We start from the raw sequence: 24,229 nt of genomic DNA on the forward strand, positions 1-24,229 counted from the left end.
TTAGTCCAGGTAGACCGTGCTCCGCTTCATCTTCACGCTGGACTCGCGAACGATCAGCCTTGGTTCGAATTGCACCCTCTCGTAAGCGCCTTTGGACGGTTCGCGGATCCGTTTCAGCAGCAGCTCCGTCGCCAGGCGGGACACTTCCGCCCCCATGATGGATACCGAGCTGATCTGCGGGGAAGTGAGCGTCGTCCAAATGTTGTTGTCGATGCCGACCACGGCCACGTCCTCCGGTACCCTGACCCCAAGCTCTTTAAAACGGTTGATCAGCCCGATGGCGACCATGTCGTTCCCGGCGTAAACCGCGTCCGGCATATGTTTCAGGCTTTTGAAATAATCGGCGGCTTTCGCCCCCGTGCTAAGCGAGAAGTCCTCGCCGAAATAAACCAGCGACAAATCGACGTGCGCCAGCGAATTGACATAAGCGTTGTAGCGTTCCTCGATGATATCCTTCGGCGCTCCGGCGTAACCGATCCTCGTGCGGCCGATGCTGAGCAAATGCTCCATCGCAAGGCGCCCTTCCTGCTGCGACATGCAAACCACGTCCGCTTTAATGTCGGGCCCCAGCTTTTTCCCGTAGTTGATGACCGAGATCGGCACCGGCGATTTGTTGACGAGCTCGACGAAGTTTTTCGGATACGCCAGCGGCAAAATGATGAGGCCGTCCACGTGCAGCTTTTTGACGTCGCGGATCGTCTCCAGCTCGATCTGCCCGATGCCGGACGTGTTGATGTTGACGACGCGGTAGCCGTGATGTTTGGCGGCCTGCTCCACGGACCAGGCGATTTCGGGCATGAACGCGTTGCGGATATCGGGCACGGCAAGCGCAATCTGATAGGTGCTGCGCACCTTCAGGCTTTGCGCCGCAATGCTCGGGATGAAACCAAGTTCTTCGATCGCTTGAAGCACCTTCGCTTTCGTTTTTTCGCTGATGCCCCCGGAATTGTTGATGGCCCTGGATACCGTCGCGATCCCGACGCCGGCTTTTTTGGCGACATCTTCGATGGTGACTTTCGAGTTTTTTGACAAGCCGACACGGCCCTCCTTCGTTCGGAATCGTTTCCTATTTCCGCTCCATATTTTCATCCACTATTTCTATTATACCATGAAAGTTTTGGCGGTTAAATCACGCGGAGAACCAGGTGAAACGCCCCAGCTTAAAAGCCTTTTTTTCAAGAAAAAAACTGTGCCCCCCGTTTCGAAACCGGTTTGACAATCCTGTGAAGTTGTGACATATTAGTTTTCGGAAACGTTTCCGATATGCGAGCAACCAAGCTCATCTGAACCTATTCAGAACCTAAGATCGAAATGGAGATGTCAAGCATGAAAGCATTAAGATGGCATGGCCAAAAAGACCTGCGTCTGGACACCATCGAAGAACCTGTCGCAACGGGCGGCAAAGTCAAAATCAAAGTGGAATGGTGCGGCATTTGCGGCAGCGACCTGCATGAATACACGGCCGGACCGATCTTTATTCCCGAGTCAGCCCCTCATCCGCTGACCGGCGAAAAAGCCCCGATCGTGATGGGACATGAATTCTCCGGGCAAATCGTCGAAATCGGCGAAGGCGTGACAAAATTCGGCGTCGGCGACCGGGTCGTCGTCGAGCCGATTTTCGCGTGCGGCAAATGCGAAGCCTGCAAGCAAGGCAAATACAACCTGTGCTCCGACATGGGCTTTCTTGGACTTGCCGGCGGGGGCGGCGGATTTTCCGGTTACGTCGCGGCGGATGAAGCCATGGTCCATAAAATTCCGGATTCCGTGTCCTTCGAGCAGGGCGCGCTTGTCGAACCGTCTGCGGTCGCTCTGCATGCGGTCCGTTCCAGCAAGCTGAAAGTCGGCGATAAAGCGGCCGTATTCGGCATGGGACCGATCGGCCTGCTCGTGATCGAGGCATTAAAAGCTTCCGGCGCATCCGAGATTTACGCGGTCGAGCTGTCTCCGGAACGCAAACAAAAAGCGGCGGAGCTCGGCGCGATCGTCATCGATCCGAAGGAATTCGACGCCGTGAAGGAAATCCATAAACGCACGCAGGGCGGCGTGGACGTCGCCTATGAAGTTACCGGCGTTCCCCCTGTGCTCACGCAGGCGCTGGAATCCACCAAAATGGGCGGCGAGCTGATGATCGTCAGCATCTTCGAAAAAGAGGCGCCAATCCACCCGAACAACGTCGTCTTGATGGAACGGACCGTCAAAGGCATCATCGGGTACCGCGACGTCTTCCCTGCGGTCCTCAGCCTGATGGAGCAGGGGTATTTCCCTGCGGAGAAACTCGTGACCAAGCGGATTTCGCTCGGCGACGTGCTCTCCGAAGGCTTCGAAACGCTGCTGAAGGAAAAAAACCAGGTTAAAATTCTCGTGAAACCGGAATAACCGATCCGGGATCGTTCTCTTCTTTTGATCAATCCAACTTCCAACCACCTATTGCAAAGCCGGATTCTCGTCCTGAGAAATCCGGCTCTTTTTTTATCCGCCATGTCGAAGCGGATCGAGACAAAATGAGTCGATAATTTTTATATTGACAAATTCTCTATTTTATGTTATGATTAAATATTTTGGTTTGATTATAATTTTTGTGGCGCTATCATAGTACCTGCCTTACATTTTTCAGAACCTTTGGAGGTGCGGCATGAACCCAGCCACGCAAAATTATCGTATTCATATGCTTGACATCGCAGCCGTCGTTTTGGGGAAAGAGGACATCATTCATCCCGTGCTGATCCATGATGAGGGGCACGCGGTGTTGGTCGACGCCGGATATCCCGGCCAGCTCGGCAAATTCGCCGAAGCGCTAAGCCCTTACGGACTTCGCATGCAGGACGTGACGCAGGTCATCTTGACCCACCAGGACATCGACCATATCGGAAGCCTTCCGGCAATCCTCGAAGAGGCGGGGCATGACGTCGAGGTGATGGCCAGCGCGGAAGAAAAACCTTTTATCGAAGGCGAAAAGATGTTATTAAAAATAACGCCCGAAGCGCTTGCCGCAGCGGAAGCCATGATTCCCCCCACCGTTCCGGACGCGTGGAAGCAGGCCTTCCTCTCCACATTAAAAAATCCGCCCAAATCCCCCGTGCACAGGGTCATTCATGACGGACAAAGGCTGGACATCTGCGGCGGCATCGAAGTGATAGCAACGCCGGGACATACTCCGGGACACATCAGCCTATACCATGTTCCTACCAAAACGCTGATCGCCGCCGATGCGCTCCGGGTCGTCGACGGACGTTTATACGGACCGGATCCGGACCAGACGCTGGACATGGGAAGGGCGATGGAATCGGTCGGAAAGCTTGCCGGCTGCGAGATCGAAACGATCATCTGCTACCATGGCGGCATGTACAAAGACGAAAACCTTTCCCGAACCTTGCGGGAACTGGCCGGCCTCTAAGGGAGCCGTCAAATATGCATTGCGTCTGATCAATATAACAGAAGTTTCTTGCTCCCGGTCGTCGACAGGCCGCTTGATTCCCGGACGACTTAAAAAGACGTCGGCAACGCCGGCGGCACGAAACGGCAAAAAATCCGCCACAAATCCCCGCGATTCCCGGTTGATTCGTGACGGATAAGCTTAGCGCTCGGACGGATGGCGCCCGATGCGGCTCTAACCCGTTACTTTTACAGCTCTGCCCGTGTTTGCCGTTCCGCGGCTGTGGTAGAGCTCGAAGGCCTGCTGCATTTTCCGCAAGTAATCCGGTTCCCGGCCGGAGCAAGCAAAACGAATTTCCCCCTTGCCGCCCGAGCCCAGTAGTTTTTGCTCCGCCAAAACGCTCCGGAGCCTGCGGACCGTGCCGCGGCTGCCGTCGATAATCTCCATATGCGCCGGCAAAATCCGGCTGAGCAGCGGCTTATAAAATGGAAAATGGGTGCATCCCAATACAAGCGTTCCATAATCGTTCAAATCGTACGGCGCAAATTTTTCTTCAAAATAAGCCGTCATCACGCCGGGATCAAACTGCATGGCTTCGCAATACGCAACCAGTTCGGGCAGAGGGAGCGAATCCACGATGCTGTGGTCGTCCACGCGGGAGACAAGCTGGGCGTATTTCGATTGGTGAAGCGTCAGCGGCGTCGCGGCGACCAATACTCTTTTTCCGGTGTTGCGGTTCATTTCGACGGCCGGCTTCACCGCAGGTTCCATCCCGATGATCGGAAAGCGGTATTCCTGGCGTAGTTCCTCCGCCGCCGCGCTGGTTGCGGTATTGCAGGCGATGACCAGCGCCTTGATGTCTTCCCGCAAAATTTGATCCAGCGACTCACGCACAAAGTCCTGCACCTGCTCCTTGGTTTTCGTGCCGTAGGGCGCATGAAGGGTATCGGCAAAAAACAAAAAATCCTCTTCGGGCAGCTGCTTCACGGCTTCAGAAAGGACGGTCAATCCGCCTAACCCTGAATCAAAAAGCGCAATTCGCATGTTGTTCACCTGATTTTTTCATAGATTCGTTTCACATGGTTCTTTGGTTCCCTATATGATGAAAACCAAATTATGGCCAAAAGTCAAGGATAACCGCCGTGGAAAAATCATACATTGCCGTGAATCGCCGCGGTTTGAAGCCGTCACGAACCCGGCCCCGGCCAAGTTAAACCCGCCCGCGGACCATGCAAATAAACGGGTTTCCCGGCCGTGTACGGGGGAAGACAAGACGCCCGCCCGCTCGAACCCCGCCTTCCCGTAAGCGCGGATCGCCCGCTCGTTAAAAGCGGCGACGACCAGCCGGATCCCTTTTCCCGGAAACGTACGCTGCACGTACCCGATGCCCTCCTCGACAAAGCGGCGGCCATGCCCCTGTCCCGTCAGCTCGGGCTTCATCCCGAGGCCAAAGTCCACCAAAGAATCATCTTCATAGATTCCCGCGGCATAACCGCCGGGGACTCGGGCCGAAATGCCCGTGCAATAAAATCCGATGACGCGTCCTTCGGCATCCTTGACGGATACGTAATCGCCGTTCATCAGCTCGGCGGCATCCTCTTGGCTCCCGTCCATGCTGTACAGCTCATAGGGAGGCGGATATTGCCACAATGCGATGACCGCCGCGTCCTCCGCGTTCATGCTGCTGATTCGATACACTGCTTAGCACAACCTTTGCCTGATTTTAAAATAAGGTTCTTGCGGATGGTTCTTGAAGAAGGGTTTCTCCAAGCCCGCGGCCGATGACATTCGCCGATACGCGTTTGATGCCAAGCTCCTTGGCCCAAACCGAAAGCTGGCCGACGTGGTGAATTTCGTGGGCGATGACGTGCCGCAGCACTTCGCCGTACACAAGCGGCTCCGCGTGCCATGGAACGCGCACCACGGTTCTCTCTTTTTCCGCGTTTACCTTCGATAAAATATCCTTGATTTGGCCGCGGCAATCCTCCGACAGCATCCTGATTTTCTCCAGCGATGCGTAATCCTCGAAACGAGGCTCCCAATCCTCCATTCCTTCGATCGCCCGGATCCAGCTCAGTTCCACGTCAACGATATGGAACAGCGTCCGAAGTATCGATCCGACGCCCCCCGTCCGTTCCTTGGCGAGTTCGCCGGCGGGCAACCCGCCGAACACCTCAAACCACTCATCTCTCACCTGCCAGTTATACTCAAACCAGGTCTTCAAGCTGCCGCTCCCTTCCATCCCCTTACCATCTTCGTTTTATCCTATGCCGCAAAGGGTCTGCATTCCCTCCGCGGCTGCTATTTTTCATAGCGTTTAGGGATCGTTTTTCAAAAGTTAAACACAGTATACCACGGATCGATTCCGGCTGCCGCAATCAGAGCCCGCAAACGATAATCCCGAGAAAACACGACAAAACCGGGTGGTCTTCCACCCGGTTTTGTTCCATCCGTTCATGCCTGTTATGAAAGGCGTACGTGTCAGTGGTTCAACAGCATATATACCATTTTGGCCATTTCCGCCCGGGTCACGTTCCCTTTCGGATCAAAGCGGAGATTACCTTTGCCTGTCATCAAACCAAGCTCGTTCACCCGTTCGACGGCTTCTTGGGCCCAGGTCGACACCTGATCAAGATCCGCAAAATTCGCTTTTGCTGATCCGCCCTGCATTTTGCCGTACAGCCCGCTTGCCTTCGCCAGAATAACGGCGGCTTCCTCGCGGCTGATCGGAGCCTGAGGCCGGAAATTCCCTCCGCTTCCTTGAACGATGCCCAGCTTGGACGCCTGGGCGATCGCGGCGGCATAATACGCGTCCGCAGGCACATCCGTAAACGATGGCTGCGTATCGGACGCATGTTGGCCCGCTCCGCGCATGACGAGGGTGATGAAATCCGCCCGGCTCACCTGCCGGCCCGGCTGGTAGTGATTCGCATCCACGCCCTGGACCAGATGTTTGGCCGCCAATTTCGCAACGTATTCCTCCGCCCAATAACCTTTAACGTCCTCAAACTGCTTGCGGTATTCCAAAACCGCATACGCGCCTGGCGCATCGGCCGCAAACGAGACGGTGCCGCCGCGGAAGCTGCCGCCTTTATACACGGGCTCCCTGCCAAGCAGGTACACGCCCGCGTAATCGCTTTGAAGCTGTTTTTGCTGCTCGGCCGTCAAACTTCTTTCGATCGTGATCGGACCGCCGAAAACGGCAATTTCCGTTTCGGTTTGTCCTTTGACCAGGATCAGGCGCAGTGAATAAACGAGGCCGGCATGCACGTAATCCTTGGAAGCATTCAAGCTTGCTCCCAGCTTTTGCTTGATGCCGTCGTTCATCGCGGTATCCAGGCGAAGCACCAGTTGGTCGGCTGCTTCGAGCCGTTCCGGAATCGAGGCGGCAGGCATCGTTACCGTGAATCCCGGCGCGGAAACGATGATCGACAGCCCGCCGTCTTTGGCTTTTTTCACCGGCCCTGCAGGGAGGTACAAGGCGGATTCCCCGTCCCCATCGGCGCTTCCGTTCAATTCTACGATGACCTTTCCGTTGTCGGCCGTGGCGACCGCTTTTTCCAGCGCCTGCTCATCGGCCCGGTACGCTCCGTCCGAAGACGGTTTTATCGCGAGATGTCCGCGTCCGGTTTCGGCAACCGGCGGTTTTGCCGGGCCGGAACCTCCCGGATGGGTTCCTTGGTTTCCGCCGGCGTTTCCTGGTCCGCCGCTGTTTCCTCCGCCTCCCGGCGGATGCGGTACGCCGGTGGCTGCTCCTGTATCGAAGCCCCAAATATCCGACAGCACGCTGCCGCTATGCCCGTCTTCCGCTTTGGCGTACCATTGCTGATAGCTGTTCGAAGGCAAGCCTTTCCAGGATACCGATGTTTCGGTACCGCTTGGAACGTTCGGTTGGGCGCCGATTTGCTGGTCGGTGTAAACTTTTACGCCGAAGTAGTCCGTAGCCACCCGTTTGGCGGCCGGCTCAAGCCCGAGATCCAGGCTGAATTCGTCTTTGCCCTTATCCGTTTCCGGATCGTAGTAATTATAATCGTCCAAATAAGGGGAATACGTCTTGATATGCAGCTTGTTGTTTTTCATGTCGAACTGCATGAGACGGATATACCCGAGTCCGCCTTCGGGCGCCCCTTGATAATCGGCAAGCATCTGGTACACGCTGCGATCCGGAATGCCGTCGCCGTTATCGTCCAGCTGATCGACCTTCAGTTCCGCATCGTGATAGTGGCCGGACAACGCCGCGATCACGTTTTTGTTGGGCTTCACGACCTTTTCGAAAATCTGGTCGGCGATCGGTGCCCGGTTGTTCGACACGAGAAGGTATTCATGCAGGCACAAAATCGCTTTGCGTTCCGGATATTTGGAGACGACCTCGTTCATCCATTCGATCTCCTTGTCGCCGAGTCCCCAGCCCATATACACGATGATGAAGTCGTTCCCGTTCGAAGACACCAAATCGTAGTGGCCGCGGTTGTTGTCGTACGATCCGCCGAACACCTGGTTGTCTTTAAAGCGGTCTTCGCCGAAATATTGCTTGAACTTCGTATAATCGTTGTTTTGGTGATCGACGTCATGGTTCCCTGCCAGCACGCCGTACGGAATGCGGGCGTCTTCAAGCACCTTCATGTCTTTGTCCGCTTCGATCCACTGATATTCCTGATACGATTTATCGACCACATCGCCCGTATGGATCACGTATTTGATGTTCATTTTGTCCTTTTGGTCGACGATCCAGTTGACGATTTTTTGGTAAATCTGCGGATAGCTTTGGGAGTAATACTGGGTATCGGACATCCAGACGAACGAAAAATCGTACGGATCCTGGGATTCCGGCTCCGGCTTGCTGCCGCCGGCTGCGGCCTGAACGGCGATTTCATCCTGCACCAATACGTCGATGGCCTGGCCGTTGGCGTATTCGCCGGCTTGCACGACCGCATTCAGCTCGAAATCATCCTTGCCGGCTATAACCTGATCCAGCTGAACCCATTTCCCTTGCGTCGGGCTCCAAGCATATAAGCTTACCTTACGGCCTGCGAGCGATTTCCCTTTCCAGTTGATTTCTACGCGGTCGGTGCCTTTGACCGAAGGATCCAGCTTCACCTCAAAGCGCTGGTAAGGAAACTGTTCCACAGAATCGTTCACGAGATATTTTCCGTCCAATGCGCCGATTTTTTCGTAATCCTCCGCGTTCATGGCTTTTTCCCCGGCAGGGGCCATCTCTTTGGGAGGTTCGGTTACGGACGCGTTCATGTACCCGGTGAATCCTTCCACGCGGCTGCCGTCATATTTGAACCCCTTATAAAACGTCACGTTCATTGGATCCTGGTTCGGATCCTGCACCTTGACGGTCAGGTTGGCTTCGGCGCCGACGTCGGTTTGCCCCTGCTTAGGGCTGACGAGCTGCGGCGGAAGCGGATTTTCGTCCGGCACGTTAAAGTTGACGGTCTTTTCGGAAATGTTTCCGGCTTTGTCCGCCGCCTGAATGGACAGCGTATGGGTTCCGCCCTTCATCGCTCCCGAAGAGGTGCGGTACGGAAGCTCGACCGGTTTGCCGTCCAGATTTACCGTCACCTTGTCCACGCCTGCCAGGGCGTCTTTGATCTCGGCGTCGATGACGAATTCCCCGCGGTACTCCTTGCCTTCTTCCACCGTCGGCCGGATGGTCGGAGCGGTATTGTCCACGATGACGTTCGACGTGATTTGTTCCTTGCCGTCCGAAACGGTCACCCGGTGAGCGCCGTCCGGCACGGTCGACGTATCCCAAGCGTATGCCTTGGCTTTCAGATGTTCCGGCTTCAGGTCGAAGTGAAACCCGATCGATTCGCTTTTGCCTGCGGAATCCCCCATCTTGATCTGCTTTTCCTTTTCGGCATAGGCAGGATCCCAAATTTCGGTGCCGTCGGCCAGCAGCAGCCGGACGTTTTTGATTTCGAAATCGTCTTTGTTTTCTTCCGGACGTTTATCGAACGGCGATGTTTTGGAGCCGGCCCGGATGTAGATGACGTTATCGCCCGCCGCCAAACGGTCCGCGCTGATCGGGAAAGACAGCGTCGTATAAGACGTGATCGGATCCATGAAGGTATACAGGATCGACTTGTCTTCCAGCTCCGGCGGCCCCATCGTCACCGCGTTTTTGAAATAATAATCGACGTTGACGGCATCGAAAACGAAATAAGCGTCATGCTCAAGCCCGCCAAACGTGCTGCCGTCGGGCACTTTGGTCCCGTCGATGCTTAACTCGACGTCTGCGGCTTTACCGGCTTCCGCGGTTCCTTTGATCGTACGGACGCCTTTCAAAATTTCCTGGTCCTTCACGTTCAAGCGGAGCGGGGCATCGCTTACGCCTCCGGCAACGTCCACTTTCGCGATCGCCGATTTCGTTTCGTTCACCCCGTCGGACGCGACGAAATAATATTCGATGTATTTCCGTCCGATCAATTCGGCCGAACTCAGCTTATAGCGGTAAAGCATATCGTTAAAATCTTCCGTCAGGCGATGCCCCGTAAAATTCGGCTGCTTGTCCGAACGAACAAACACTTCGAACGAGGTCACCTCATGATCGTCCTTGACGTCTGCTTTGATCTCAAGCCCTTTGGACTGATCTGCCTCCGTTACGCCCGTGACGTCCGTTACCGTCGGCGGGACCGTGTCGGCTTCGACATGAACCGGCTCGGCGGGAACCTGCGCTGCCGTCACGGAACCGGGCGAAGGCGCGTCCTGGCCCGATGCGGCTTTGATCATGACCGCGCTGCCGTTCACCGGGTAGCCGAAAACAATCGCCTTGTTTTCTTTCGTTTCATCGCCTTTCGTCCCGCCTTCATACATCAGATCCGCGTCGTAATAGGCGGCTGAAACTTCCTTGCCGGTATTCGTTTTGATCACGACCGCCCGTCTGCCGGAGTTAGCCATCCCGTCGCTTTGGATCGTCTGCAGCGTTTCCCCCGGAATCAGGTTCGTTTTGTAAAATTGATTAAAATCATGTTCCGTGTATGCCGTATTGGCGCTGTTTTTGATCCAAAAAACGACGGACTGCTGCGGTTGAATCTTAAAATCCGGATTTACGGACGACCACTCCACGTCGGCTCCCGGTCCTTTGTCCGGATACCGGTAATATATTTTGTAATTTTTGAAATTTACCGGCTGATCGGAGTTGTTGTACACCTCGATGTATTCGTACGCGTCCGTCGAAGTGCCCGGTACGTTGGCCGTGTTCGGCACCAGCTCGGTCACGAGCAGCACGGGCGCCTTGGCCGGATGAAAAGGCTCCATGCGGACTTGGGTCGCGTAAGGTTTGTCGAGCTGGCCCGCTTGAATGCGGTACTGCAGCGTCGGCTCGGCCAGCGCGGCCGCAGGAATCGTCGCCGTGTAATCCCCCGTATTGCCGGAGTCAGTCATCGTCGTCACGGTGTATCTCGCCTGGGACGGCGTTTTGTAAAGCAGCTTTACGGCAGCTTTGGAACCATCCGCATTCGTGCCCGGGTTTTGCACGCGGGCTTTGACTTCGTAATCCGCGGCATCCACAACGTCGGCCGGTACATGAGTGATTACCGTTTGTTTTCCTTCTTCAATAACCGGAGGCACCGCTTGCGAAGGATCGATCGTCCCCGGCGTAGCCGCCGTTTTCCCCGATTCCTCCGTTACGGTCATCAGCGTGCTGCCGGCAACCGGATGTTTGAAAAAGATCCCCATATTGGGCTGGACATGCTGCGCTTCGTAAGCAGCCGATACGATCGTGTCGCCGCTGCTGCTTTTGATCGCCAGCGTTCTGGCGTCTTTGTTCGCCATCCCGCCGCCGCCCTGAATTCGGAACAGGTTGACGCCTTCAACCAGGTTCGTTCCGAAATTGGCGTTGAACTGATCCGCCGTTTCCTGGGCGTTTTTGCCGTTCATGATCCAAAACACGACCGGCTGGCGGGCCGGGATGATGATGTCGGTTCCCGGATCGGGCGTCCATGGCTCGCTATTATTGTAAAAAAACGAATAATCCTTGAAGTTCACGTCCTGATCCGTGTTGTTGTATACCTCCACGAATTCGTAAGCGTCCGTGCTCGTTCCCGGCAGGTTGGCCGTATCCGGCACCATTTCCGTGATCAGCAGCGCCGGCGCAGCGGCCGATGCCGCGAGCTCCTTCGGCTGAGCGGCTTGAATGGCCGCGGAATACGAAACCGTCCGAATCACATTTGCCCCGGAGTCCAAAATGTTGATCGAATAGTCCAATCGGCGCCCGATCAGCGCCTCGCCCGGAATGTCTCCGATGTATGTATCCGGCTGCTGCCCCGCCGGTTTCAGTTCGACCGGAGCAAAGGGTTGGCCGTCCACCGCATAACGGATTTGCCCGCTCCATGGTTGATCTGCGCCGTAGACGACGGCGGTCACCGTATAATTCGTCTTCTCCGGCACCGATGCCGCCGGCGTATGCTCCAGACGAATCCCGCCCGGTTGTTCAGCCTGACTCTGTTGTCCCTCCTGCACGGCCGGGATCGGCTCGGCATGCGCAGCGGCGGTCGTCAAAATCCCGGGCGTTCCGGTCGTCAGCATCATTCCGCTTAGCACGGCGATCGAAACGCTCCGTCCAAGCTTCTTTTTCCTGTTCAATGCAGCCTGCAACTCCTTCATCAACGTATTTGACCCAACAAGTCCATTGTATGAAGGTTGTGTTAGCCGGATATTACGGCAGCGTAAAGCGGTGGTTAATCTGGTTAAACAAACGTTAACACAGGAATATATCTAATAAAGCCGTTTTTCGTAGCTTTCGGCCAACGATGCCCGTACCTCTTCCGTGGACAACCTCAGCTTGCCGGCGTGGGCGGCGATGATGGCCGCCGGATCGGGAAGCGATTCCGCCTCGGGCCAAGCATCCGTTTGCCACAGCCGGGATCTTTTGAACGCTTTCGCGCAATGGATGTAGCACTCTTCCACTTCGACCGCGATGCCTGCGGCGGGAGTTTTGCCGTGCGCGGACATCCGCTCCATCAAATCCGGATCGCGGACGATGCAGGCCTTGCCGTTGACGCGCAGCGTCTCCTCCAAGCCGGGGATGACGAAAATGAGCCCGATGCGCGGATTTTCCAACAGATTGCGGAGCGAGTCGTATCTTCGGTTGCCCGGACGTTCCGGCAGAATCAAATGATGTTCGTCCAGGATGTATGCAAAACCGGGAGCATCGCCCCGCGGCGAACAGTCGCATGAACCGTCCGCGCCGCTGGTGGCGACAAAAACGAGCGGAGACAACGAAATGAAATGCCTGCAGTGGCGGTCAAGCGAAGCGACGATCTTTTGGTTAACGAGTTCCCGGGGTTTGCCCGCAAGCTGTTCGAGCTCCTCTACGGAGCGAATGACATGCTGAAACTTTTCCAATGTAAACACACCTCCGGATTTATTATAAAGCAGCGGGTGCCGCTCATTGACTAAAAAGAAAAAACAGGTGCTTTACGAAAATGCATCCGATATAAAAAACGCCCGGCGAACGGCAAAAAAACCGGAGAAAGCTCCGGCTTTTGTTTGGGTGCCTCTATTTTCGACGATCCGCGTATTCGCTCATGGCGTCCCGCATGAAGGCGGCAAGCCCTTCGCCGAACCGGTCGATGTTTCGCGTAAAACGTTCATCGTCTACGTACATTTGTCCAAGCCCTTTGAACGCTTCCAGCGAATAGCTGCCCATCCGGTTCAGGAACTTGTACCATTCGCCGATCGCCTCCTGCGCTTCATCGGATGCCGGGGACGTATGCCGCAGATCCGCAAGCTTGCGGTAGATGGCGTTCATGCCCTCTTTCAGCTGTTTTTGTTCATCCCCGGAAAGGCTGCCGAGCTTGGCCTTGGATGCATCCACCGCCTGATCCCCCCAGCGTTTTCTCGCTTCTTGTTCATACGGGTTGGTGCTGAAGTCAAACCCCGCAAATTTTTCCCGATTCGACATGTCGATCTCTCCCTTTTCGTGTTTCATCGTTTTCTCCAGGGTTTCGATCATCCGCTCCAGCCGGGACCGCTTTTCCAGCAGGAGCTTGTGGTGAAGCTCCATCGCCTCCATCCGGTTAAAATCCGGGCGGCTCACAATCTCGCGGATTTCCTTCAGCGGGAAGCCCAGCTCCCGAAAGAACAAAATTTGTTGAAGCTTCGCCAAATCCTCGTCGGTATATACCCGGTAACCGGCTTCCGTCGTTCGGCTCGGATGCAGCAATCCGATTTCGTCATAGTGGTGAAGGGTGCGTACGCTGATCCCTGCCAGTTCGGCGACTTCCTTAACCATCATGGATGTTCTCCTCCTTTTTGTTCACTATAAAGAATAACGTAACGTGAGGGTCAACAAACAAAACGTCCGCTCCGCCTCTCTGTGATTTTATGGCCTGTCCATGATATCATAGAAAGGAATCGCACCATACATATGATGTTTCATTCGACGGAGGAGTTTCCAAGCATCCCCGACAATAAAAAAGGAGCTGACGAATGTGAAACAGGAAATCATGGAACGTTTTATTTCCTATGCCAAAGTGGAAACGCAATCGAACGAGGAAAGTCCGACTTGTCCTTCCACGCCGGGTCAATTGAACCTCGCCCGCATGCTGGTCGATGAGCTGAAAAGCATCGGGATGCAGGAGGTGACCATGGACGACAACGGTTACGTCATGGCGACGCTGCCTTCCAATACGGACCGCGACGTGCCGACGATCGGTTTTTTGGCGCATGTCGACACCGCTACCGACTTCACGGGGGCCGGCGTGAACCCGCAAACGATCGAAAATTACGACGGCGGCGACATCGTCCTGAATTCCGAGCTGAACGTCGTGCTGTCGCCGAAGCAATTTCCCGAGCTGCCCGCCTATAAGGGACATACATTAATTACGACGGACGGAACCACCCTCCTCGGGGCCGACGACAAAGCAGGCATTGCCGAAATCATGACCGCCATGGCTTACCTGATCCAACATCCCGAGATCAAACACGGCAAAATCAGGGTGGCGTTCACGCCTGACGAGGAAATCGGCAGGGGTCCCGAAAAATTCGACGTCAAAGCGTTTGGGGCGGATTTTGCCTACACCATGGACGGCGGCCCGCTCGGCGAGCTGGAATACGAAAGCTTCAACGCCGCCAAAGCGAGCATTACGATCAAAGGCACCAACGTCCATCCCGGCACGGCCAAAAACAAAATGGTCAACTCGATCAAAATCGCCATGGAGCTGAACGGCATGCTTCCGGCCGAGCAAGCTCCCGAGCATACGGAAGGATATGAAGGCTTCTATCACCTGCTGAGCCAAAACGGCGATACCGAGCGCACGAAAATGGAATATATCATCCGCGATTTTGACCGCACGGAATTCGAAAACAAAAAGGAAAACCTGAAGCGGATCGTGAAGCAGCTGCAGGAGAAATACGGCGAAGAACGGATCGTGCTGGAGATGCGCGACCAGTATTACAACATGAAAGAAAAAATCGAACCCGTCAAAGAAATCGTCGACGTCGCTTATGAAGCCATGGAAAGCCTGGGCATCAAACCGATCGTGAAACCGATCCGCGGCGGCACGGACGGCTCGCAGCTGTCCTACATGGGGCTGCCGACGCCGAACATTTTTACGGGCGGCGAAAACTACCACGGGAAATTCGAATACATTTCGGTGGACAACATGCTCAAAGCGGTTCGCGTGATCGTGGAAATCGTTCAACGCTTTGAACGTCGCGGCGCATGATGCAGATCCCCGAAGGCAACCGTCAAAGCAATGTCGACCGTTTCTCCGGCTACAAGGATTTGTATGACCAGCACCGGCCTCGCGCGCCGCGCGAAGCCGTCCGGATCCTGACGGGATATTTGCGGCATAAGCCCCGCCTCGTTCTCGATGTCGGCTGCGGCACCGGGCTGTCCACTTTCGCATGGAAAAACGATGCGGAAACGATCGTCGGCATCGAGCCGAACGACGATATGCGCAGCAAGGCGGAAGAAAAGCTGCGCGCGCTGCAGGCCGAAGACGCTGACGCAGGCAGGATCCGATTCTTGAGCGGGTACTCCAACAAGCTGGAATTTCCGGACGATTCCGCGGATTTGATCACCTGCTCCCAATCCTTCCATTGGATGGAGCCCGTCAGCACGCTTGCGGAAGCAGCCAGGGTGCTGAAGCCGGGCGGCATTTTTGCCGCTTACGATTGCGACTGGCCGCCTTCCGCTTCCTGGGAGGCGGAACAAGCGTACATGGAACTTTTGAACAAAGCCGACCAACTGCTGAAGGAACGCCAGAATAAGCAGGACCAGGCGTATAAACGGGACAAGGAATCGCATCTGGCCTGCATTCAGCAAAGCGGCCATTTCCGTTACGCGCGGGAAATCGTGTTCCATAACCGCGAAACATGCGACAGCAAGCGGTACATCGGCCTTGCACTGAGCCAAGGAGGGCTTCAAACCGTCATCAAGCTAGGTTTTACCGATTTGGATGACGAGTTGGAGCGTTTCCAAGCGCTCGTGAAGGAATATTTCCAGGATCGTACGCTGGAGACGCTGTTCAGCTACAGAATGAGAATCGGCATAAAATAGTCGGGGGCGGGCCGGTTTCGCCCATCGGGCAATGACAAAAAGGCGAAAAACAAGATCCTTGCATCTTGCTTTCGCCTTTTTTGCATGAGCGGGAACTGGAACGGAGCTGCTTCAAGCGGAGCACTTTAGGCGTAATGCGCGACGTTCGCCTGTGAGGCGGCTGCCCGGCACGCCGCCCCGCACCGGCTACACCTGCCTCTGCAGCATGATGAGCCGCATGACGTTTTCAGCCGCGCGCTCCAAATTGTCCTCTCCCTGGCGCAGCGCCGCCTGAAGATCACACGCGCCGGAAAGTATGCCGAATACGGCTCCGATTCCTTGTTCGTACAGTCCGTCGATGCCTTCGCCGATCCGGCCGGCAAACGCGATGACGGGTTTATGATGTTTTGCGGCCACTTTCGCCACGCCGGCGGGCGTTTTGCCGAACCGGGTCTGGCCGTCGATGCTGCCTTCCCCCGTCCAGACCATGTCCGCCATTTTGACTTTCTCCTCGAGTCCCGTCAGCCGGGCGACCAGTTCAATGCCTTTTTCCAGCTTTCCGTTCAAAAACACCATCAGTCCGGCGCCCAAGCCGCCCGCGGCCCCCGCGCCGGGCACATCCGCGATATCTTGGCCCAGCTCCCGGCGGATGACGTCGGCATAATGCCTCAAATTCCCATCCAGCATGGCTGCCGCCTCGGGCGTCGCACCTTTTTGCGGACCAAACACATGGGACGCGCCTTCCGGGCCGCACAGCGGATTCGTCACGTCGCAAGCCACCCGGATCTTCACCTTCCCGATTCTTGGATCGAGTCCGCTTAGATCGATGCGGGCCAGCTTATGCAGCTCCCCTCCTCCGGGCCCAAGCGGCAGCCCGGCTTCGTCGAGCAGCCTGCCGCCGAGCGCTTGAAGCATCCCCGCTCCGCCGTCATTGGTTGCGCTGCCTCCGATTCCGATCAGCAGGTTGTCGATCCCATGATCCAGCGCAGCTTGAATGAGCTGTCCGGTCCCATAGGTCGTCGTCAGCAGCGGATTTCTCTCCGATTCATGAATCAGGCCGATGCCGCTGGCGCTCGCCATCTCCAGCACGCCGGTTTTCCCGTCGCCGGAAATCCCGTAATAGGCCTCCACTTCACGGCCTAACGGTCCTTGGACCTGGAGCGGATACAGCGTCCCTCCCGTCGCATCCACGATGGACTGCGTGGTACCTTCCCCGCCGTCGGCCATGGGGACATGAAAACAGCGCACGCCCGGGTTCACGCGCCGGATTCCGCGCTCCATCGCCGCGCAAGCCTGCTTGGCAGTCATGCTTTCCTTAAAAGAATCCGGCGCAAGCACGATCGCCTTCACATCGTTCATTTGGCGTCCTCCTCCCGTTTCTAACTCATATGGCATCGAGCATGCCATGCCCAAAGCCTCTCCAGAACAAGATCTTCCGCGGTTTCATGACGATTTGTTAGCACGGATCTTCCGGATGACCTGGTTGGTCACCTCGGACAGCAGCAGGCCAAGCGCAATCGCGCCGGACATCATGAATGCGACCGCTCCCGACTGCACCGCCTGGTCGTATTGGTTTTCGACCGCGCTTCGCATCGCGTCATACGCCAATCCGCCGGGAACGAGCGGAATAATGCCCGACACGCTGAAAACGATGATCGGTTTCCGGTATTTTTTCGCAAAAAAGTAGCTGATCATCGTGACGCAGTAAGCGGCGACGACCGTTGCCGCAAGTTTTTGGATGCCGATATCCTGGAGCCATATGTACAGCACCCACCCCACCATGCCCGCCAGCCCGCACTGCCAAAGCGCTTTTCTGGGGGCGTTAAAAATCATGCCGAATGCGGCGGATGCGATGAAGCTCGTGACGGTTTGTTCGATATAATACATCATGACCCCCTACTGAAACGACAGCATAAACGCGATTCCCGCGCCGATGGCAAAGGATGTAATGAACGCTTCGGCGCCTTTGGACAAGCCCGAAACGAGATGGCCCGCCATCAAATCCCGGATCGCGTTCGTAATCAACAGACCGGGAACGAGCGGCATGACGGAGCTGATCACGATGATGTCCCGCGCCTGCCCGAATCCGTATTTGACGAAAAGCACCGCGCATAACCCGATCATCGACGCGCCCGAAAACTCGGCGAAAAACTTGACCGGGATCAACCGGTGCAGCAGCACCGAGCAGTAGTATCCGATGCCCCCGGCCAACATGGCGGGGATGAAATCGGACCACGTGCCCTGGAACATGATCAGGAAACAGCCGCTGGCCAAGGCGGCCATGAGCACGTTCAGCCATAACGGGTAAATGGCCCGCGTGCGGTCGATTTCCTGCAGTTCCCGGTAGGCTTCGCCGATGGTCATCCCTCCTTGGCTGATCTTGCGGGACAACGTGTTGACCCGGTCGATTTTATACAGATTGGTTGTCCGCTCCGTGATCCGGTTCAGCCGCGTCATCGGCTGCGGGTCTTCCAGCGAAAAAATGATGCCTGTCGGCGTCATATAACTGTGCGTATGGTCGATCCCGTAAGATGAGGCGATCCGCATCATCGTGTCTTCGACCCGGTACGTTTCCGCTCCGCTTTGCAGCATGATCTGCCCGGCAAGCAGGCAAACTTTCATGATTTCGCGTTCTTCGCGCAATGAATCCTCCAAAGCTTGCTCCTTTCGCGTCCTGTAAATGGAATTGAAGAATTTACCTACAGTATAATGCCTTTTTCGAATAAAAGCATGGGGATTCCGGCGTTTCCGGCCTGCTTTTCATGAATATTCGGCATTTTGGAGAAATTCGGTACCGCCCACCTTCGGGCGAGGAGCGATAAAACGGCAATCAGCATATCGTTTTAATCATCCATGGAATGCCGGAAAGCCGGTCCGTCGGAAAGATCTTCCGAATGAACCGGCTGTTCGTTTTTCGCTCCGTTACCCCGTTAGGCCATTCCTAACAACAAAACTTTATGTTTTTAGGCTTGCAGCCTCCATAATGCCGGAACGTTTGTTTTATTTTTTCAGCCATAACGCAGGCACGTTCGGCGGTTCCCATCCTGGAAGCGAGGTATGCGCAATCCGGCATTGATAGACCGTCCCGCCGTAGCTCACCTCGGCGCCGACGTTATACGCCGTATTCGGCGACCATACGGGGACCGTTCCGGGGGCGGAAGCATCCGTGGTCACGCGAACGGCATTGCTGGCAGGTGAAAGGTTTCCGGCTGCATCCCTGGCTTTTACCGAAAAGGTATATTCGGTTTCAGGCGTCAGGCCGTTGACGGTATAGCTGTTGGAAGACGCGGGTACCGTGTCTGCGAGCGCATCCCCTTGATAGATTTTGTATGCGGTAACGGCAGCGTGATCGGCAGACGGCTCCCACTGAAGCGACACGGTCGTATCCGAATGTGCCGTTACCCTCAGATTGGCCGGAGCTGCCGGAGGCCGGGGATCGGTCCCTTGAGCAAGCGTGGATACGGTAAGCGGGCTGCTCGGGTTCGATACGTTGCCTGCTGCATCCGCAGCTCTTACCGTAAAGGTATAGGACGTTTGCGGCTCAAGTCCCGAAACCGTATAAGCCGTTCCCGAGACGCGTGCTAACAGAGTCTGGTCCCGGTAAACGTCATACCCGACGACGCCAACGTCGTCAATTGAAGCATCCCATTGCAGGGAAATGGAGTTGGCCGTTTGTGAAGGTGATTTCAAATGCGAAGGAGTCGTAGGCGCGGTCGTATCGGGCCGAGTCGAATCCGATCGTAAATCCGAGGAGAGCTGATCGAGCAGTTTCGTGCCTGTGCAGGCGAATTTTGGGCTTGTCCGGCAGTCTTCGCTTAACTCCCAAATCATCGCGCCGCCCAAAGAACGGTTTTTGATATAGGCGGCTTTTGCGGCAATCGACTGCGGATCTTCGTAGCTGATAAAAATCTTGGAGGAAGGATTGTAAAGGTACGGCACTTGACTGGTCTGGCTCCAATACCGGGTAAAGCCGTTTTTGTTCACGTACGCGGCTGCCAAGTCGCCGTAATCGAACATCCCCGTCGGTCCGGACTCGTAATTGTCCCAGGTCCCATTGGGAACGACGCTGCCGTTATAATCCGGCGTGCAAGCTTGGTAGAGTCCGTCGCCACGGGGACCGGGCGCGCAATTTTTCCATCCCCGCCCGTACAACGGAATACCCATGACGATTTTGGAAGCCGGCACTCCGGCATTTAAATAAGCGTTTATGGCCATGTCCGCGCTGAACTTATTGGCAGTATCCGGATCGTTCGGGTCAGAATAAAGGCTGGCGTTGTGATTCGTGGTTTGTTCCCAGTCGCCATGGAAATCGTAGGTCATGATATTGATCCAATCCAGTATTTCCGCGATGGCGTCCAACTCGGTCGTCGAAGCGTAAGACGGATTGGCGTGGCCCGCGATCGTCAGCAAATAGCTGCGTCCGTCCTGGGCTCCCGCGGCTGTCAGCTTTTCCCGCGTTTCCTGCAGCAGCAGCGTAAAATTATGCTTGTCCTCCGGAAGGGTGCTGTTGTCCGGCAAACCGCCTTCCACCGGGTATTCCCAGTCAATGTCGATCCCGTCGAATCCGTAGGCACGGATGACTTGAACCGCCGAATTGGCGAAATTGGAGCGTGCAGCGGGATCGGCAGCCACGTCCGAAAAATGGTTGGACCAGGTCCAACCTCCGACCGATAGAAGGGTTTTCAGGTTGGGATTCGACTGCTTCAGCTTGTTTAGCTTATAAAAATTGCCGCATTTGCCTTTTTCGCAGTCCTCCCATTCCAAAGGCACGCCTTCGTTATGATTGACGTCCGCCCATGGATCGCCCAACACGATGGCGCCGTTAGGCACGTTCCCCGTTTGGGTCGGAACGCCGGCATCCCTGCAATTCCACGTTGTTTGGTTCGGATTTCCGGGATCGTTTGACGGGTTGCCGTGTTTGCCGTTCCAGCATAAGTCCGCAAAAGCGTAATTCAGGTGGGTAAGCTTCGACGCATCGATATGCTCCACTTGAAAATTGGGGTCATACATGCTCCAGTTGGTAAAATAACCGACAACCTTGTAGGCCTGATCGGCGGGTGCCGCCTGCACTAAGCCCGCTCCGCCCGGTCCCCATCCGGTCAAGGCAAGCAGCAGGCTGAACCAAACGGCAAGCGCCACTTTTCCCCATTGCCTTTTTGCCATTTCTCATCCTTCCTTCGCTTCAATTTCCGCTCCCCACGCCAGGTTCCGGATTTGGGCATGCGGCCGGAATGCACGCGTTCGCTTTAGAAGTGGAAACTGCTCTTTTCACCTCCTTTCATGGATGAGACGATGGTTGTTGCCGAATCAAAACCAAAATTAATACGCTTTCATTTTCAAGCTTTCAAAAAGGACAGCTGTTGAAGTTGTCCTTTGTCTCCTGTAACCAATTCGTTTACTTTTGTGTTTTCATTTTAATACCAATTTTTGTAAGTAACAAGCTTTAATTTAGTATTTATAGTCATTTTTTAAATAAAATACCATGTCCAAGCAAACAGACGCATCATGAAGGATCGAGATCCTGCGTTTTGGAAATCTCAAACAGTTATCCGTACGATAGACCCCATGGCATGCCTTTTCAAACTCCGTTGGGAACGACCCGTCAGTTCGATTCCAGATCATCCCAAGCCAGGCACAGCTCCGGCACGTATTCTCCGCCGATCTGCAGCTGTTTCTTCATGAGAAACCGCCCGCCCATTTTTTCGTAAAACTTCACGCTCGGATTTTCTTCCAGCACCCAGACCAGCATCGAGCGATATCCCTTATCTCGAAAATAACCGATCATACGCGTCATCAGTTCCCGGCCGTATCCGCGTCCTTGCGCTTCCTGAAGCAGGTAAAGGGAATAGACTTCCGCTTCGATATCCAGATCTTTTTCCCGGCTTGGTCCCCCGTTGATAAAACCGGCTATCCGGCCGGACGGGCTCTCCAGCACCAACGTAGCCGACCCGTTGTCCGAGGCGAAGACTCGCGTCCATAATTCGATCCTCGAGTCGAGATTCAGGCTGTCGAGGTAATGATCCGGCACGATCCCGCGATAGGTCGAGAGCCAGCTGTTCAAATGCACGTCCGCTAAGCCGGGAATGTCCTTCGGGGCGGCGTTTCTAATGATCCAGGAATTCATGCTTCCACCTTCCTCTTTTCAAGATGAGTTTATGAATAATGGTTAAGTTCGAATATAGTTTGCGAGGGGAGGAAAATCAAGTGAATATGTACCGTTTGAACTCAAATGCCCATCAAATAGAAAAACTGCCGATTCACGATGAATCGGCAGTTCCAGCATGAAGCTCTGCACCCGGAATTCAGGGCAGCAGCCGGGGAGATGCTGAATCCCCAAAGATTACGATACTTTGCCCGAAGCATTACCGGCTGCGATTGCCACGGGAGCCGCGAGTGCGTCCTCTTGTCCGGTCGCCGCGCGTGCCGCGGGTACGGTCGCCTCTAGTGCCGCGAGTACGGTCGCCACGCGTGCCGCGGGTGCGGTCGCCTCTAGTGCCGCGGGTACGGTCGCCACGCGTGCCGCGAGTGCGGTCGCCTCTAGTGCCGCGGGTACGGTCGCCACGCGTGCCGCGAGTGCGGTCGCCTCTAGTGCCTTCGCCGCGAGTACCCTCGCCGCGCGTGCCTTCTCCTAAAATCTCATCCAACATATGATCAACTCCTTCTCATAGGATTGATATATGTTATGAAGAGAATCTATCATTTGTTATAGCCACTCGCGCATTTCATGCTAGAGCATCCGATTTGAGCAAATTGCCGCGGAGCTAGATGCCATGCCTGATTCAAGCCGCTCCCGATTCTAACTTTGATATGAATGGCAAGGCTCAAATCTTGATATCTGATAGATTGGCGTCTTAGCCCTTATAGGAGGGAAATCGCAAACTCGTAGGAAAAGCATGTAAATAAAACTTTCAAAGCTTTTTCACGCTTTCCTTCAGCGTCTTTTTGTTTTCCATGTCATAGACTTCGTATATTTCGAAAGTGCCTTCCTCGAAAAAAAGCGGGAAACGCCGCTTAAACCAATCCTGCATCGGCAGCGAAGTGGCTTCCTGGATCGGAACCCAGAGCAGTTCGCCTTCCGGCGGATTCTCGAGCAGTTCCCCCTCGAACGAAGTCGCCAAATAATTAAAAACCATGTACCTGTAGTTCGTCGCGGGATCGACGAATTCGTCCAGCCCTTTATAGACCAGGTCTTTGACGATCAATCCCGTCTCTTCGCGCACTTCGCGGATGGCGCCTTCCGTCAAGCTTTCGGGAAACTCCACTTTGCCTCCGGGGCCGATATAGCCCGGAAATCCCCGTTTGCTCGGGCGGTTCAGCAGCAGCACTTTGTCGCCGTCCTGGACGAGACACATCGTATACAAAGCCACCTCGACCGCCGGAGCGGATGTGATCTGCGTCATGATGATTCCTCCGGTTCGTTTAACATGATCGAATCTGTATGTCCATTCTAGCATATTTTTGGGAGAACTTTAGGTTGAAAGTTCCACCTAGCCACTCCAGGCATCCGAATTATGGCTTCGAACCGACGACATTTGCGCCCTCTGTTCCGGTCCCCAGCAGCAGCTCCTTGTCGCGCCGAATTTCTTTCAAAGTCGTAAAGTCGGCAATGGAGCGGTTTAAGGTGACATCCAGCACGACCTTTCCGTTTTTCGTGAAAACGAGCTTATTCAGCGAATCGTCATCCAGGGGATAAGCGCCGAGGAATGTCCGGTCCAGCAAATACCCGATAAAAGAGCTGCTTGTCGTCCATGAAGTTCCAACGATTCGTTCCATTTCGCTCTTCGTCGTGTACGGGTGAAAAATATAGGCATGATCCCAATCAACCGGCGTCAGCTCCGATAATTTAAAAGCCGCGCTGCCCTTCATGACGGCCTGCAGACGGCTGACAAATTCGTCCGCTCCTTGGTTGGCCGTTTGCTTCGACTGGAAGGAAGCGTAACTGAATCCAAAAGGGATCAACAGAATGATTAACAGCAGCAAAAGGGGGATGGCCCGTTTCTTTTTGTTCATTTTGTTCATCTCAGGGTCTCCATCGACATATATTCATAAACCCGATTCCTAAATAATTCACAGTATATTCATAGGATATATAAGAATTTCCTATATCATACCTTTTAGCGGCGGCCATTTCCAGCTTTTTTTGAAAAAAAGGGCCGATTTCGGACATGGCAGCCGGGGCCCAAGAGGCCCCGGATATTCGGCACAAAAAAAGGAAGGCGCGATGGCCTTCCCCTTCATCCTTCGGTATGGGTCCTTCGAATTGGGGTCCGCAAACTGGGACCACATCGTAATTTCGATCTTTTCCTTGCCCGCTGCCGCCGATGTCCCTTGGTTCTCCGAATCGCCGCTTTTTCCGCAAGCCG

The 24,229-nt window shown here is 55.0% G+C and carries 18 protein-coding genes; 4 read left to right on the forward strand and 14 right to left on the reverse strand.

The features are described 5' to 3' along the window. Positions 1 to 1,032, reverse strand: coding sequence for a LacI family DNA-binding transcriptional regulator (locus tag KI367_RS18715; RefSeq protein WP_212951530.1), 1,032 nt, complete (start codon positions 1,030 to 1,032; stop codon positions 1 to 3). Positions 1,033 to 1,326: 294 nt separating this feature from the next. Here KI367_RS18715 and KI367_RS18720 point away from each other — a divergent pair, with 294 nt between their 5' ends. Next, positions 1,327 to 2,376 (forward strand): 2,3-butanediol dehydrogenase, encoded by a 1,050-nt coding sequence (locus KI367_RS18720; RefSeq protein ID WP_212951532.1) that lies wholly within the window; start codon positions 1,327 to 1,329, stop codon positions 2,374 to 2,376. Positions 2,377 to 2,632: 256 nt separating this feature from the next. Then, positions 2,633 to 3,394, forward strand: a complete 762-nt coding sequence (locus tag KI367_RS18725; protein WP_246537092.1) for an MBL fold metallo-hydrolase — start codon at positions 2,633 to 2,635, stop codon at positions 3,392 to 3,394. 213 nt (positions 3,395 to 3,607) lie between these two features. Here KI367_RS18725 and murI read toward each other — a convergent pair whose 3' ends face one another. From murI to KI367_RS18755, 6 genes are all read right to left on the reverse strand, one after another. Further along, the gene (gene murI / locus KI367_RS18730; RefSeq protein WP_212951533.1) at positions 3,608 to 4,417 is read right to left on the reverse strand and encodes a glutamate racemase; all 810 of its coding nucleotides are present in this window, start codon (positions 4,415 to 4,417) and stop codon (positions 3,608 to 3,610) included. A 51-nt stretch (positions 4,418 to 4,468) separates the two neighbouring features. Next, positions 4,469 to 5,071 carry a GNAT family N-acetyltransferase gene (locus KI367_RS18735; RefSeq protein ID WP_212951535.1) on the reverse strand — a complete coding sequence of 201 codons (603 nt, stop codon included), beginning with the start codon at positions 5,069 to 5,071 and terminating at the stop codon, positions 4,469 to 4,471. A gap of 25 nt (positions 5,072 to 5,096) precedes the next feature. Next, on the reverse strand, positions 5,097 to 5,597 hold the full coding sequence (locus KI367_RS18740) for a DinB family protein (RefSeq protein ID WP_246537093.1): 501 nt from the start codon (positions 5,595 to 5,597) through the stop codon (positions 5,097 to 5,099). A gap of 257 nt (positions 5,598 to 5,854) precedes the next feature. After that, positions 5,855 to 11,965 carry an S-layer homology domain-containing protein gene (locus tag KI367_RS18745; protein WP_212951538.1) on the reverse strand — a complete coding sequence of 2,037 codons (6,111 nt, stop codon included), beginning with the start codon at positions 11,963 to 11,965 and terminating at the stop codon, positions 5,855 to 5,857. Positions 11,966 to 12,097: 132 nt separating this feature from the next. Continuing rightward, positions 12,098 to 12,727 (reverse strand): pyridoxamine 5'-phosphate oxidase family protein, encoded by a 630-nt coding sequence (locus KI367_RS18750; RefSeq protein WP_036710245.1) that lies wholly within the window; start codon positions 12,725 to 12,727, stop codon positions 12,098 to 12,100. 154 nt (positions 12,728 to 12,881) lie between these two features. Continuing rightward, positions 12,882 to 13,619 (reverse strand): MerR family transcriptional regulator, encoded by a 738-nt coding sequence (locus tag KI367_RS18755; protein WP_212951540.1) that lies wholly within the window; start codon positions 13,617 to 13,619, stop codon positions 12,882 to 12,884. A 196-nt stretch (positions 13,620 to 13,815) separates the two neighbouring features. Here KI367_RS18755 and pepT point away from each other — a divergent pair, with 196 nt between their 5' ends. Further along, positions 13,816 to 15,051: a peptidase T gene (gene pepT, locus KI367_RS18760; RefSeq protein WP_212951542.1), complete on the forward strand. Its 1,236-nt coding sequence runs from the start codon at positions 13,816 to 13,818 to the stop codon at positions 15,049 to 15,051. Further along, complete coding sequence (locus tag KI367_RS18765) at positions 15,048 to 15,887, forward strand: class I SAM-dependent methyltransferase (protein WP_373316244.1); 840 nt, start codon at positions 15,048 to 15,050, stop codon at positions 15,885 to 15,887. The genes pepT and KI367_RS18765 overlap by 4 nt, the downstream gene beginning before the upstream one ends. Positions 15,888 to 16,073: 186 nt before the next feature. Here the strand turns inward: KI367_RS18765 and KI367_RS18770 are convergent, their stop codons facing one another. From KI367_RS18770 to KI367_RS18800, 7 genes are all read right to left on the reverse strand, one after another. Continuing rightward, positions 16,074 to 17,225, reverse strand: a complete 1,152-nt coding sequence (locus KI367_RS18770) for a glycerate kinase (protein ID WP_212951544.1) — start codon at positions 17,223 to 17,225, stop codon at positions 16,074 to 16,076. 84 nt (positions 17,226 to 17,309) lie between these two features. Continuing rightward, positions 17,310 to 17,753: a threonine/serine exporter family protein gene (locus tag KI367_RS18775; RefSeq protein WP_036710239.1), complete on the reverse strand. Its 444-nt coding sequence runs from the start codon at positions 17,751 to 17,753 to the stop codon at positions 17,310 to 17,312. A 9-nt stretch (positions 17,754 to 17,762) separates the two neighbouring features. Continuing rightward, the gene (locus KI367_RS18780) at positions 17,763 to 18,521 is read right to left on the reverse strand and encodes a threonine/serine exporter family protein (protein ID WP_246537094.1); all 759 of its coding nucleotides are present in this window, start codon (positions 18,519 to 18,521) and stop codon (positions 17,763 to 17,765) included. Between the two features lie 345 nt (positions 18,522 to 18,866). Further along, positions 18,867 to 21,029 (reverse strand): glycosyl hydrolase family 18 protein, encoded by a 2,163-nt coding sequence (locus KI367_RS18785; RefSeq protein WP_212951557.1) that lies wholly within the window; start codon positions 21,027 to 21,029, stop codon positions 18,867 to 18,869. A 439-nt stretch (positions 21,030 to 21,468) separates the two neighbouring features. Then, positions 21,469 to 21,990 carry a GNAT family N-acetyltransferase gene (locus tag KI367_RS18790; RefSeq protein WP_212951564.1) on the reverse strand — a complete coding sequence of 174 codons (522 nt, stop codon included), beginning with the start codon at positions 21,988 to 21,990 and terminating at the stop codon, positions 21,469 to 21,471. Positions 21,991 to 22,774: 784 nt separating this feature from the next. Further along, complete coding sequence (locus tag KI367_RS18795) at positions 22,775 to 23,266, reverse strand: 8-oxo-dGTP diphosphatase (protein ID WP_036713677.1); 492 nt, start codon at positions 23,264 to 23,266, stop codon at positions 22,775 to 22,777. Positions 23,267 to 23,375: 109 nt separating this feature from the next. Beyond that, positions 23,376 to 23,885 (reverse strand): hypothetical protein, encoded by a 510-nt coding sequence (locus KI367_RS18800; RefSeq protein ID WP_212951566.1) that lies wholly within the window; start codon positions 23,883 to 23,885, stop codon positions 23,376 to 23,378. Positions 23,886 to 24,229 lie beyond the last annotated feature (344 nt).

It is taken from the genome of Paenibacillus cookii, assembly GCF_018333375.1.
Taxonomy (GTDB): domain Bacteria; phylum Bacillota; class Bacilli; order Paenibacillales; family Paenibacillaceae; genus Paenibacillus_AQ; species Paenibacillus_AQ cookii.

What these genes read in the sequence shown, in the direction of transcription:
- KI367_RS18720 (WP_212951532.1), top strand. Translation starts at nt 1,327, where the DNA reads ATGAAAGCATTAAGATGGCATGGCCAAAAAGACCTGCGTCTGGACACC.
- KI367_RS18725 (WP_246537092.1), top strand. Translation starts at nt 2,633, where the DNA reads ATGAACCCAGCCACGCAAAATTATCGTATTCATATGCTTGACATCGCA.
- murI (WP_212951533.1), bottom strand. Translation starts at nt 4,417, where the DNA reads ATGCGAATTGCGCTTTTTGATTCAGGGTTAGGCGGATTGACCGTCCTT.
- KI367_RS18755 (WP_212951540.1), bottom strand. Translation starts at nt 13,619, where the DNA reads ATGATGGTTAAGGAAGTCGCCGAACTGGCAGGGATCAGCGTACGCACC.
- KI367_RS18765 (WP_373316244.1), top strand. Translation starts at nt 15,048, where the DNA reads ATGATGCAGATCCCCGAAGGCAACCGTCAAAGCAATGTCGACCGTTTC.
- KI367_RS18770 (WP_212951544.1), bottom strand. Translation starts at nt 17,225, where the DNA reads ATGAACGATGTGAAGGCGATCGTGCTTGCGCCGGATTCTTTTAAGGAA.
- KI367_RS18775 (WP_036710239.1), bottom strand. Translation starts at nt 17,753, where the DNA reads ATGTATTATATCGAACAAACCGTCACGAGCTTCATCGCATCCGCCGCA.
- KI367_RS18785 (WP_212951557.1), bottom strand. Translation starts at nt 21,029, where the DNA reads ATGGCAAAAAGGCAATGGGGAAAAGTGGCGCTTGCCGTTTGGTTCAGC.
- KI367_RS18790 (WP_212951564.1), bottom strand. Translation starts at nt 21,990, where the DNA reads ATGAATTCCTGGATCATTAGAAACGCCGCCCCGAAGGACATTCCCGGC.
- KI367_RS18795 (WP_036713677.1), bottom strand. Translation starts at nt 23,266, where the DNA reads ATGACGCAGATCACATCCGCTCCGGCGGTCGAGGTGGCTTTGTATACG.
- KI367_RS18800 (WP_212951566.1), bottom strand. Translation starts at nt 23,885, where the DNA reads ATGAACAAAATGAACAAAAAGAAACGGGCCATCCCCCTTTTGCTGCTG.